Source organism: Candidatus Symbiopectobacterium sp. NZEC151 (assembly GCF_025962655.1).
Taxonomy (GTDB): Bacteria; Pseudomonadota; Gammaproteobacteria; order Enterobacterales; family Enterobacteriaceae; genus Symbiopectobacterium.
Genome location: NZ_JAGFPE010000001.1, coordinates 1079983 through 1092577 on the forward strand (window position 1 = coordinate 1079983; position 12595 = coordinate 1092577).

At 55.1% G+C, this 12595-nt stretch carries 11 protein-coding genes; 7 read left to right on the top strand and 4 right to left on the bottom strand.

What is annotated here, in order from left to right; translation table 11 throughout:
* Positions 1-52 precede the first annotated feature (52 nt).
* Genes J5067_RS04925 through J5067_RS04950 form a run of 6 tightly spaced genes read left to right on the top strand, consistent with a single transcriptional unit; the run spans position 53 to position 7431 of the window.
* The gene (locus J5067_RS04925) at positions 53-3844 is read left to right on the top strand and encodes a proton-conducting transporter membrane subunit (RefSeq protein WP_264650568.1); all 3792 of its coding nucleotides are present in this window, start codon (positions 53-55) and stop codon (positions 3842-3844) included.
* 4 nt (positions 3845-3848) lie between these two features.
* Positions 3849-4802, top strand: a complete 954-nt coding sequence (locus J5067_RS04930; protein ID WP_264642769.1) for a respiratory chain complex I subunit 1 family protein — start codon at positions 3849-3851, stop codon at positions 4800-4802.
* A 7-nt stretch (positions 4803-4809) separates the two neighbouring features.
* Complete coding sequence (locus J5067_RS04935) at positions 4810-5241, top strand: NADH-quinone oxidoreductase subunit B family protein (RefSeq protein WP_264642770.1); 432 nt, start codon at positions 4810-4812, stop codon at positions 5239-5241.
* 9 nt (positions 5242-5250) lie between these two features.
* Positions 5251-5829: a 4Fe-4S ferredoxin gene (locus tag J5067_RS04940; RefSeq protein ID WP_264650569.1), complete on the top strand. Its 579-nt coding sequence runs from the start codon at positions 5251-5253 to the stop codon at positions 5827-5829.
* On the top strand, positions 5822-6352 hold the full coding sequence (locus tag J5067_RS04945) for an NADH-quinone oxidoreductase subunit C (RefSeq protein WP_264650570.1): 531 nt from the start codon (positions 5822-5824) through the stop codon (positions 6350-6352). The genes J5067_RS04940 and J5067_RS04945 overlap by 8 nt, the downstream gene beginning before the upstream one ends.
* Entirely contained in the window at positions 6349-7431 is a 1083-nt protein-coding gene (locus J5067_RS04950; protein ID WP_264650571.1) for a nickel-dependent hydrogenase large subunit, read from the top strand. The genes J5067_RS04945 and J5067_RS04950 overlap by 4 nt, the downstream gene beginning before the upstream one ends.
* A gap of 42 nt (positions 7432-7473) precedes the next feature.
* Here the strand turns inward: J5067_RS04950 and J5067_RS04955 are convergent, their stop codons facing one another.
* From J5067_RS04955 to J5067_RS04970, 4 genes are all read right to left on the bottom strand, one after another.
* A complete protein-coding gene (locus J5067_RS04955) occupies positions 7474-8145 on the bottom strand; it encodes a Crp/Fnr family transcriptional regulator (protein WP_264642774.1) in 672 nt (223 codons plus the stop codon).
* A gap of 169 nt (positions 8146-8314) precedes the next feature.
* On the bottom strand, positions 8315-10225 hold the full coding sequence (locus tag J5067_RS04960) for a methyl-accepting chemotaxis protein (RefSeq protein WP_264650572.1): 1911 nt from the start codon (positions 10223-10225) through the stop codon (positions 8315-8317).
* A 217-nt stretch (positions 10226-10442) separates the two neighbouring features.
* Positions 10443-10886, bottom strand: a complete 444-nt coding sequence (locus J5067_RS04965) for an acetyltransferase (protein ID WP_264628244.1) — start codon at positions 10884-10886, stop codon at positions 10443-10445.
* Positions 10887-10981: 95 nt separating this feature from the next.
* Positions 10982-11773, bottom strand: a complete 792-nt coding sequence (locus tag J5067_RS04970; protein ID WP_264642777.1) for a MipA/OmpV family protein — start codon at positions 11771-11773, stop codon at positions 10982-10984.
* Positions 11774-11898: 125 nt separating this feature from the next.
* Here J5067_RS04970 and J5067_RS04975 point away from each other — a divergent pair, with 125 nt between their 5' ends.
* Positions 11899-12594 (top strand): response regulator, encoded by a 696-nt coding sequence (locus tag J5067_RS04975; protein ID WP_264628630.1) that lies wholly within the window; start codon positions 11899-11901, stop codon positions 12592-12594.
* Position 12595 lies beyond the last annotated feature (1 nt).

Here is a 12595-nt window from a genome sequence, read left to right on the forward strand (position 1 = left end):
ATTGATTACATTCACTCCCGCCTATCCGCTCTCTACGTATCGCGAGGAATAAATGGGAGTATCACTGTTCGGCATTCCATTATTAGCCTGGTCTGGAACCTTATTATTATTGGTCGGCGAAATAGTGGCGTTATTGCATTTACGCAATCTCTCCAGACTGCTGTTGTTTTCCACGCTGGCAGAATTGGGATATGTACTGCTGGGATTGGGTTTGAACAATGCGTCAGGCGAAACCGGGGCGTTGTTGCATTTAGGCTTGCAAGCGATTATGCGCCTGTTAACCCTTACCAGCGCCGCCTACCTGATAAAGCGCAACGGCTCCAGCGAACTATCCGTGCTGGCTGGCAGTGGTTCGCGTATGCCTTTGGCATCGTTGCTGTTTGGTTTTGGCTTATTTTCCGTGATGGGACTCTCACCGTTTAAAGGCTCATTCAGCAAATTTCTGATTTTATACGGCGCGATGGAGCAAGGTGAATGGGCCATCGCCGCGGTGGCGACAGTCGCGACTATTTTGGCCTCGGTGTATTATATTATTGTCATTCAGCGCGTCTGTCTGGAGAGGGATGAGAATGTCATTTTAGCGCCCTTTCATTTCGCCACATTACTTTCTCCGCGCTGGCTGATAATGCTGCTACTGACCGCAATCACCATTGCGGTCAGTATTGCGCCAGAACCGTTATTGCATCTTGCCGAGCATTATGCGACACCCTCGATAACCGCAGCAGTACCCAATTTCGAGACCCCCTGGCATTACTGGGTAATAGTGCCCTATGTCGGCGGATTTTTACTGTATGGCGTGGGAGTAATTAATTCCCGATTACGCGATCGGGCTGCCGTCGTTATTGCGCTGGCGACACTGTACGGCGTGTGGCAAATGGATGCCAGCGACAGCCTGTCGCATTTATTCAGCGTCCTGTTCGCTGGCCTGATAGCCGTAGTGGTGATCTATTCCCAGGGCTACATGCGCAATGATAAACACGCCAATCGCTATTATTTCTTTCTGTTTTTAATGGCAGGGTCGCTTATCGGCGTCACCACGGCAGGAGATTTCGGTAATTTCTATCTGTTCTGGGAATTGATGACCTGGAGCTCCTATTTTCTGGTGGTGCATGAACGCACGTCACAGGCGCTCAAGGCCGGGCGTAAATATTTCCTGATGTGCTGTACCGGCGCCTATATCATGCATTTCGGCATTCTGGTGTGCCATACCCAGTTTGGCAGCTTTGATATGGCGTTGATCGCCTCACAGGCCGCTCAGCTTACACCGGGATTCGCCACGGTCATTGGCCTCTGTTTTCTCATCGGGCTTGGGGTGAAAGCCGGTTTGTATCCGCTGCACGGCTGGCTGCCTGATGCCCACCCGGTAGCCCCTTCGTCCATTTCCGCACTGATGTCCGGTGTTTTAACCAAGGCTGGCGTCTACGGACTGGCAAAAATCATGCTGGTGGTGCTGGGAACCAGCCTGACCGGGCAGTGGCTCACCGCCGGTGCGCTCCCTGCCTTTGGGTTGGCCCTTAGCCTGTTGGGTTGTCTGACGGTGATTTATGGCGAAGTGAAGGCGCTGCGTGAGCAAAACCTGAAACGCATTCTGGCGTTCTCGACGCTGGCACAGGTGGGAGAAATTCTCGCTATGCTCGGGCTGTTGACCAGCCTGAGCGTTGCCGGTGCTTTGTTCCACGTGATAAACCATGCCATTTTCAAAAATCTGCTGTTCCTGGCGGCAGGCGGATTGATCGCGCGCGCCGCCGGTAAACACCTGTCAGACCTGGCCGGACTCGGCAGGGTCATGCCCTTTACCGCGCTGTGCTTTGCCATCGGCGCGTTGGCCGTGATGGGGTTGCCCCCGTTCAGCGGTTTTTACAGCAAATTTCTGATGATCTACGCCGCGGTACACGCCAATGCCGTCACCGTGGCGCTGCTGTTTTTGACAGGCAGCGTGTTGGGGGCAATATATTACCTGCGCATCGTACGCGTGCTGTTCTTCGCCCGTTATCAGGGCACGGGCGTTGTAGAGGAAGCGCCGCTGGCGATGCGTGTGGCTACCGGCCTGTTGGCGGCGCTGGTCGTCCTGGGCGGCGTGTTCCCCGATTACGGGTTACAACACTGGATACAGCCGGCCATTGCGCAGATTGCCTATCATCAAGGTTGGCCCGTCACGCCGCTGCCGACGCTTAATCTGGAGTGGTCGCCCGCCACGGCAATCGCGATTATCGGCGCACTGTTGACGTTTTTACTCGGAAAGCGCGCACCGCGTCGTGCGGGAATGCTGGCGGTCGGCGTCATGGCGTTGACGCTGGGAGCGGTGCTGTTAGATGCGGGTCGCTACGATCTGCTGTCTTACTGGTTTGCCGTCTTGATAGCCGGCGTTGGCCTGCTTAACCTGTGCTATGCCATCGGCTATATGGCACATGGCCATAGCCAACACCGCTTTTTCTTCTTCTTCATATTTATGATCGGCGGCCTGTTAGGGATCACCGCCAGCAAGGATCTGTTCAACTTCTTCGCGTTCTGGGAAATCATGAGCAGTTGGACGCTCTACTTCGTGATTATTCACGATGAGACCGAAGAAGCATTGCAGGAAGGCTTCAAATACTTCATTTTCAATTTTGTCGGCGCCACCTGCATGTTCCTCGGTGTCGCCATCTTGTGCGCGCGCAGCGATGCCTTTAGCTTCGATGCTATTCTTGCTGCCGCTCAACATATGCCGCTTCCCTGGCTCGGCGCCGGATTGTTCCTTTTGTTGTCTGGGTTGCTGATGAAATCAGCGCAACTGCCCTGGCGCATCGACTACCAGATGCACCCCCCGACAGCCCCCACGCCGGTCAGCGGCTATATCTCCGCCGTGCTGCTAAAAAGTGGGATCTATGGCGTGCTCAAGCTGTTCGCACTGGGCGGTGCCGGGATGCTGTTTGTTCGGTTCGGCTCACTGGGCGATACCTCTGGCGTGATGTACAGCATCGCGCTGATCGCCACGGTTACCCTGCTTTATGCCGGTGCCATGGCGCTGATCCAGAACGGCATCAAACGACTGTTGATCTACAGCACGGTGAGCCAGTTGGGCTATATCCTGCTCGGGCTGGCGTTAGCCACCCCGGAGGGGATTGCCGGAGGGCTGATGCATCTGGTTAACCATCTGCTGCTCAAAGACATTCTGTTTCTGGCGGCGGGTTGCATCCTGGCGCAGGTGCACGTAGTGAGTCTCGATCAACTTAGCGGGCTGGGGCGTAAAATGCCGATCACTTTTGCACTCTTCCTGTTCGCCGGGCTGTCGCTATCCGGCATTCCACCGCTCAACGGCTTCGCCTCCAAATGGCTCATTTATCAAGCCGCATTCCAGAGCGGACACTATCTGCTGGCACTCAGCGCCATGATGTCCAGTCTGTTTACCCTGGCCGCCGTGCTGAAATTCGCCCATGCCGCGTTTATGGGACAGCCTGCCGCACATCTGGAAAACGTCACTGAAGCCCCGCGCTCGATGCTGTTGCCAATGGGCGTGTTGAGCGCGGCGGCGCTGGTCATCAGCCTGCTGCCAGGGGTGTTGCTGGTGCCCATCAGTCATCTGATGGCGCAGGCCGGTCTCGGCCAGATAACGGCCAGTTGGGGCGGTGCATTACCCGGCCTTCACGGCTGGCACCCTCTGACTTTGTGGGTGTTGGTGGCGATGGTGGCAGGCTGTGGTGGCGTGTTCTACCGCCTGAGCAACCGCCAGTCGCAGCACATTCATTTACATCAGGGCGGCGTCACCGATATCACTCCCGCGCAAGCGCATGTTCCCGCCTCCGCGCTGTATCAGGCACCGGAACGTTTTATTCGCCTGGCGCTGCACGCCCAGAACAAGGACTAAGGTCATGATGACGTCGATTTTTGCACCGCTGATGATTTTTCCGCTCGGAGCCGCCGCGCTGATTTTCGGCCTGTGGCTCAAAGGGGTCGATCGCATCCTGATTGCGCGTTTACAACGGCGTATCGGCCCCCCGCTGCTGCAACCCTTTTTCGATATTATCAAGCTGATGCGCAAGCAGACGCTGGTGCCGCACGGTGCACCGCGCGCCTTGTTTCTGGCGTTGCCCGCCGTCGGCGTCGGCAGCATGCTGATCGCCATTGCACTCATCCCCATCGCGCAGATCTATCAGCCCGCCACCGCGTTGGGAGACCTGCTGGTACTGCTGTATTTGCTCACCGTGCCTGCCGTGGTGTTGATGCTAGCCGGTTCCTGCTCAGGTTCGGTGTACGGTGCCATCGGTTTTTCCCGCGAAATGGCGCTGGTTTTGGCCTACGAAGGACCGTTGCTGCTGGCACTGGCAAGCGTGGCGCTAAAAACCGGGCTGGCGCAAGGCGGTTGGGTAACCTTTTCATTGTCCGAGATCGTTGCCTATCAGCAGCAGCACGGCGCGTTTGTGTTCGATCCCTGGATGTGGCCTGCGCTGGCGGCCTACGTGCTGTTTATGCCCGCCAACCTCGGCATTGCCCCGTTTGATATCCCGGAAGCGGAGTCCGAAGTGCTGGAAGGGCCCATTCTGGAATACACCGGCCCCGCGCTGGCACTGTTCCATCTGATGTCTGCCTTGAAAACACTGGTGGTCGTGGCGCTGGGCATCACGCTGTTTTTCCCCAACGGCCCGGAAGGGATCGCCGGTGTGGCGGTGTTTCTGGTGAAGTGTCTGATTGTCTCCTGCCTGTGCAAGACGCTATTGCGCGCCATGGTGGGGAGAATACGCATCGATCAGGCGTTTGTGTTTTATCTGAAGTGGCCTGAGTTACTGGGTGTAATCGGCCTTATCAGCGTAATCGCTCAGGCATAGGAAAAAGATGATGACGTTATTAACGGCTATCGCCACCCGCTCACCCTGGCTGTACCGCATCAACGCCGGTTCCTGCAACGGCTGCGATGTCGAGCTGGCAACCACCGCCTGCATTCCGCGCTACGACGTGGAACGACTGGGCTGCCAGTACTGCGGCAGCCCAAAGCACGCGGATATCGTGCTGATCACCGGGCCATTGACGATAAGAGTCAAAGAGAAAGTGCTGCGCGTGTATCAGGAGATCCCAGAACCCAAGGTCACTGTGGCGATTGGCATTTGCCCGATTTCCGGCGGCGTGTTCCGTGACAGCTATGCCATTGCCGGGCCCGCTGACAGCTACCTTCCCGTGGATGTCAACGTGCCAGGCTGCCCGCCGCGTCCGCAGGCCATTATTGAAGGGATCGCCATGGCTGTCGACATGTGGCGTCAACGCATTTAGGAACCCAGCATGAATTTTTTGAAAATCCTGATCCGTAATCTGCGCCAGGGGCCTTCCACCGACCCCTTCCCGTTTGGTGAGACCTTTACCCCCGACGCGCTGCGCGGCCGCATTGCTTTTGACGCCGCCCGTTGCTCGGTGTGTCGGATGTGCGAGCACGTATGCGCAGGCGGGGCGATCCGTTTTGAGGAAACGCCGCAAGGCGTCGAGTTTATCCTGTGGCACAACACCTGCACCTTTTGCGGATTGTGTGAACATTACTGCGTGCCCAAGGCTATCCACCTCACCAATGACTGGCATCTGGCGCATCGGCAGGAGGACAAATACCGCATGACGGAGGAAGGTGCAATGCCCTACCACACCTGCATCGGTTGCGGTGCCGCCTTTCTCGCCCCAAGTGCAGCGCTGCTGGATAACGTCTACCAGACGCCGGGTGGCGTCGACCCGGCGCTGAGTCTGCGCTGCCCCGACTGTCGCCGCACGCACACCGCCGCTCAGCAAAACACGCCGGGCATCAACCAGATTAACCATCCTGGCATTACCTACCGGACGTTGCCCCCTCATCTCTGCGAGAAGCACCATGATTGACGACATTACACAGGTTGAAAGCCTGTTTAATCAACAACTCACCGCCGGTTTCTCCTTCGAAACGCGCATTAACAAATGGGGCGTCGTCAGCGCCTGGAGCCGTCTGGCTGACACGGAACAACTGTTACCCGCCGCGCTTGCCATCAAGCAGTTGGGCGGAAGGCTGCATACCATCAGTGCTTATCAGCGCCTGGGCGGCGAACCGACCGACATCCACGAGATTGCCTACCATTTTGACCTTGATGGCTCAACGCTGACCCTGACGGTGTTTCTTGCCGCAGGCCAGCGCGATGTGCCGTCACTGACGCCGGTGTTCTGTAACGCCGACTGGAATGAGCGAGAATTTATGGAACTGTACGATCTGAATGCGGTGGGCCATCCCAATCCCACCCGACTGTTTATCGATGAAAACATCGATGCCGCGGTGCTGCAAAAATTCATTCCGTTCTCAGACATGGTCAACGCCGCCAGCACCAAGGCGCTGTGGGAAAAAATCATGCAGCAACGCGGGGAGAAGTCATGACACGTTATCAGATGCCGGTCGGTCCGCTGCACGTGGCGTTGGAAGAACCGATGTACTTCAAACTCGATCTGGAAGGGGAAACCATCAAAGGGTTGCATATTTCCGCCGGACACGTGCACCGGGGAATGGAGTATCTGGTGATGAAACGTAACTTTTACCAGAATATCACCCTGACAGAGCGCATCTGTTCGCTATGCTCCAACAGCCATCCCACCACCTTTTGCATGGCGCTGGAAGAGATCGCCGGTATTGAGGTGCCGCCGCGCGGTCACTATTTGCGCGTGATTGCCGATGAAATCAAACGCGTGGCATCAAACCTGTTTAATGTCGGCATCATGGCACACATCATCGGCTTTACGTCGCTGTTTATGCATGTGCTGGAAACGCGTGAAATTGTGCAAGATATCAAGGAGACGCTGTACGGCAACCGCATGGATCTCGGCGCCAACTGCATTGGCGGCGTGAAATATAACCTGGATGCCAAGCGCATCGCCTACCTGATCACGCGGCTGAATGAAATAGAACCGGCGGTAGCGGAAATTCACCAAATCTACAGCACCCATCGCAGCATACTGAGCCGCACCCGCGGCGTCGGCGTACTGCCTCTGACCATCGCCCGCGAGTACGGGCTGATCGGCCCGGTGGCGCGCGCTTCTGGCGTGGAATACGACGTGCGGGCCAAGACCCCTTATGCCATTTATCCCGAACTGGATTTCACCACCATGACCCGTCCCGATGGCGATGTGTGGTCGCGGGCGATGGTGCGGTTGGATGAAGTACAAATGGCGATTAAGCTTATCCGCCAGTGCCTGACGCAACTCCCTGATGGGCCCGTAGCGATAGTGGGCATGCCGACGATCCCCGCCGGCGAAGCGGTTGCCAAAACCGAAGCACCGCGCGGTGAGCTGATTTACTACCTGCGCACCAACGGAACCGATATGCCGGAACGCATGAAATGGCGCGTGCCGAGTTACCCGAACTGGGATGCCTTGCACGTGATGATGCGCGACAACACCGTGGCCGACGTGGCGCTGATTGTTAACAGCATCGATCCCTGTATTTCCTGCACCGAACGTTAATACAACCGGCCTGAAGTTCAGGCCGGTAAACGGGCACCCGGCTTACTTTTTAAACTCAGCCAGCCGGGTAGACAATTGCTGCATATTGACAATGGCATAGCGGTTTTTGGCGATACGCATAATATCGCCGTCTTTCATCAACACATTAAACAACGATGACGTGGTTTGCCGCGTGGCGCCAATAATCAGTGAAATGTTTTCCATGGTTAAATCACAATCGAACTCGATGCCGTTTTCAGTCATGTTACCGTTGGCGCGTCCCAGTGATAAAATAAACGCGATCAAGCGAGTTTTGGCATCATGAAAAATAATGCCTTCAATCACATCCCAGGAACTTCCCAGCATGTCACCTAATATCCCCGTCATCAGCAACGCAATTTCCGGGTGATCCACGACTTGTTGGCGAAACGCTTTGATAGGCGTCAATAAAATAACAGAATCCTTCACTGCTTCAATAAACGCGCGGGTGTGGGTACTAAAGATATCGCCCTGTTCCAGATAATAGAGCGTAAATTCGCGCCCTTCGTAAGAAAGAAAAACCCGCAGCCGTCCGGCAGAGACAATCAGTACGTCATCACTGGCCTTATCGGGGCCGCTGACTCGGTTTCCTTTTGGGCAGCGTTTGCTGCGAAATTGCTGCAAAATATGATTGTGCTGTTGCTGATTCAGTAACTCAATCAAATTTATCGCCGACACTCTCATTTTTGATCGCATCAAAAATGTCCTCATGACATCAGCCTGGGAAATATATCCCGTATTGTTTACCGCCTATTTTCATGCCAATGAGAGACAAATGCCATTAAGCAGATCGAAAAAATACTTCATGGTGTCAAAATAATGGAAACGAGAAAGGCGATTTCCCGCCTTTCTCGTTGTGAGGCGGTTATAAGGTAAAGCGCGACACCACCTGTTCCAATTGATCGGATTGATCTTCCATGGACTGCGCCGCTGCCGCGACCTGCTCGACCAACGCCGCATTTTGCTGGGTGGTGTTGTCCAACTGGTTAATGGCAACGTTGATCTGATCGATACCTTTGCTCTGCTCTTCGTTGGCAGAGCTGATTTCAGCGATAACACCAGTGACGCTGTTTACGCCGCTCATCAACTCTTCCATGGTTGAACCAGCCTGCCGCACCAGATTACTGCCCTGCTCAATGTTGGTGACCGATTCTTCGATCAGCGCTTTAATTTCCTGCGCAGAGGTGGCACTCCGTTGCGCCAGTGAACGCACTTCTCCTGCGACCACGGCAAAACCACGCCCGTGCTCACCAGCCCGCGCCGCTTCAACCGCGGCATTCAACGCCAGAATATTGGTCTGGAAAGCGATGCCATCAATCACACTAATGATCTCGACAATCTTGTTGGATGACGCGTTTATCCTGGTCATGGTGGAGACCACTTCATTCACCACCGATGCGCCTTTGTGGGCAATACCTGACGCATCCTCCGCGAGTTTGCTGGCGTGGCGCGCGTTGTCGGCGGTCTGGCGTACCGTTCCCGCCAGTTCTTCCACGGACGCTGCGGTTTCGACAATCGATGAAGACTGTTCCTCGGTGCGCGACGAGAGATCGGCGTTACCGCTGGCAATCTGGCGCGACGCCGAGGACATGGCCAGCGCGCTCTGACCCACCTGCTGCATCAGCTCTTGCAGGTAGGCGATGAAATCATTAAAGCTCTGCACCACCGCGTTAAATTCAGGATTTTTACTGGCGGGCAGTCGTTGGGTCAAATCAGCACCACCGCTGGAGAGCGCCTGAATATTATGCTGCAACAGTTTTAAATTTTTCATGAAGATACGGAAGAAACTGACCAGAACAATCAGCAACAGAAAGCACAGCGCTCCCTGCACCACGGTGAGTTTTGTCAGTATGCTGCTGGTGTGGCGTGACAAATGGCTGGAGGGAATATCCGCCACCAGATACCACGGGCTGCCGGCAATCGGTTGAACTAACAGCGTATGTTCTCCGTCAGTCCCGTCGTAGGTTCCATCGGTGGCGGCGTTACCGGCACGCGACAGCAATGCCTGCAACGGTGACGCCGCTGGGGTCTTCAGATCCTTAAGATTGAGCAGCGCCGCGCTGCCTTGCTCCGGTTGACCGTTGCCAACCACTTTCCCATCGGCTTCGACAATCAGTACCTTACCTTCAACGGCGGCACTCATCTCCTTGGCGAGCTTGTTGAAGAAGCCTAAGGTGACATCGATGGTGGCAACGCCCCAGGGTTTACCGTCGCGGCTTATTGCCATGGCACAGTTGGTACGCGGTTGCGGGCTGGCGGCATCCTGATAGGCTTTGGCCCATGCGCACTGGCCTTGCGCCGCATTCATCCCCTCTTTATACCAGGGTTGCTCCCAATATTTTTCTGACTGCGGCTGGTTCCACACCGTATTGACGTGCAGTTGGCCTGCCGCATCGCGGGCAAAAAAGGTGCTGAAGCGATCGCGCGCCGCATCACGCACGCCCGGTAATGGCCAAATCCCCCCGCCAAACACGTTCAGATCGTTGTACTGATTAACCAGATTGGGGAGCAGCGTATCAATCTGCTCGCTGCTTAATACGCTGACCAGTTCGGTGATGGTTTTCTGTTGCGCCTGCACCCGGTTCATTTGTTCGGTGATCGCTCGTGCCTGACGGTCAACGGTGAGGCGGATCAGATTGCTTTCATTTTCAATCAACTGGGGAGAAACAAATTGGCGGATAACCACAAACGTGAGAATGAGTAATAGTCCGAAAAAGCCGATAAGAAATAGGCTAAAGCGCGCTTGCGTGGTTTTTAAAATGCCATTTTTGCACATGCTACACGTCCATATTTTATAGGGGATACGTTATTTTTAACGACGTTAGCAGGGATTTCTTTAGCGGGACAGCGGTGATTTTCAACCCCTATCACAGAACAAAACAGTCAATGCAAAATGCTGATATTGTTAATTATTGCGTTCACAGGCAATGACTGAGCCGTCATCAATGTCGACAACCCTCAGCTCTCTCGTGGTAGCAAAGCGAGAGACAACATCATAACGGCGACAGATATTGCAAATGCAGCAACGGATAGGCCCGCCCTTGCCCGTCGAGCGCAGAGCGCCCGGTGCGCACAAAACCCAATCGTTGATAGAAAGCCAGCGCTTGGACATTTTGTTCATTCACATCGGTGGTCAGTTGCGGATAGCGCGCCAACGCAGCTCCGATCAGCGCACGGCCAATGCCTTTGCCATGAGAATCGGCATCGACAAAAAGCGCTTCCAGATGCCCATGATGTAAATACATAAAACCGACGATGTTACCGTTGGACTCCAGCGCCAGCGTGAGCGTAATCTGAGGGAAAAAGGCGCAAAGTTCTGCATCAATCGCCGCGCGATCGCGTGGTGTCAGAAAATGATGCGTTGCATCAACGGCGTTACGCCAAATAGCCATAATACGCGGAATATCGTCTGCGGTTGACGGGCGGAACTGAAGCATAACTAACCTCATACTGGCTGGCAGAAAACCCTATATTACAACAAGATTATCCTCGCCGGGTGTGAGCGCTGCCAACCACAAATGGATGAGTACCCTCAAAAGGTATAATTCACCGCCATGATGCCACTGGTCTGATTACGGCGGTACACAATCGGACTCTCTGCCGCCCGGTCGCCGAGCCAGGTGTAACCCACGCTCAGTGACGTTCCCCAGTGCGGCGTAAACTGATGTCCCCAGGTCAGACTGCTCTCCACCGCGTAAAATCCGCCCTGCGCATCGAAGCGGGAATAGCCAGCGCGTGCGCTTTGCTCACGGTTAACCCCGTAAAAACGGTTCATATAACGTGCATCACCAAACAGTGCAGCACTTTGTAATGCAAGCGTATCACTGCTGCTTTGAAAAGGGATCACGGTCAGCGCGGTGCGGTATTGTCCGCCCTGTGAATCGCTGAGTGGCAACGTGGCGGCACCTTCCAGCTGCAACCACGGCGTTAGTGCCCATCCAACCGTCAACGTGGTGTTAACGCTGGGATCGATTTTCCCCATGCCTTTCAGTTTATCTGAACCCGCACGCCAATTGCTGTTTCGATCGCTACGGCCGGGATTGATACCCAGACTGTGTTCAAAATAAAGCCCGGTATCGTTTTGTACGTGATAGCCAATCCCTCTCAATGCGTCAAAGAACCACGCGCCATACTGCGCCTGAATCACCGGTATTATTTGCAGGCTTCCCTGGTCAGCTCCGCTGTAGCGCGGCGAGTATAGCCCACCGACGCCAAGCGTGAGGCTTTTGGCACTCGCGTTCTCGCCTTCATCAGCCCTGGTGCCCTGCGCTATGCCACCTATCAGGAGGCAAAGCGTAGGTAGTATTATTTTTCTGGTTTTCATCTTGTCACCTCACGAGTAAATTGTTTTTGCGCTACCGCGCTCAAGGTTCTGGTCGGTGACTGGATTATGAATGGGCAATATCAACAAACCGTCAGGGATTTATGAAGAAATGGTCAAGATGACACATGCAGACTAAACGTATTCTGATCATCGAGGATGACGCAGATGCAGCCAACGTGCTGGAAGCCTATCTGCGGCGGGAAAACTACGAGGTCACGCTGGCCAGCGATGGTCTGTCCGGGCTGGAACTTGCGCTGCGCCTAAAGCCCGATTTGATCTTGCTTGATGTGATGCTTCCGGGCATGACGGGCACGGAGATCCTCGCGGCGGTGCGTCGCAAGAACGATACCCCCATCATCATGGTTACAGCCATGGGCGATATGCCCGACAAAATTGGCGCGCTGCGTTACGGAGCCGATGATTACGTGGTCAAACCCTACATTCCAGGGGAAGTTGTCGCCCGCGTGCAGGCCGTGCTGCGCCGCAGTCAGGGCCAGAATGTGCCCAATGAATTACTGCGTTGGGAAAAACTCGAAGTCGATACGCTCGCACGCACGGCCAGCGTGATTCGGGTTGACGATCCCCCTTATTACCTTGAATTGACCCCAACCGAATTTTCACTGCTGGCGACGGTGATGCGCGCCCCCACCAGACCGTTTTCCAGACACTATTTGCTCGAACAGTGCCTGCCGGAAAGTGACGCCTTAGAACGGGTGGTAGACACGCATATGTATAACCTGCGCAAGAAGTTGGAAAATGCCGGCATCAGCGAGGTGTTAATCAATGTCCGCGGCGTCGGTTACCGGTTTCGTCAACCATGAA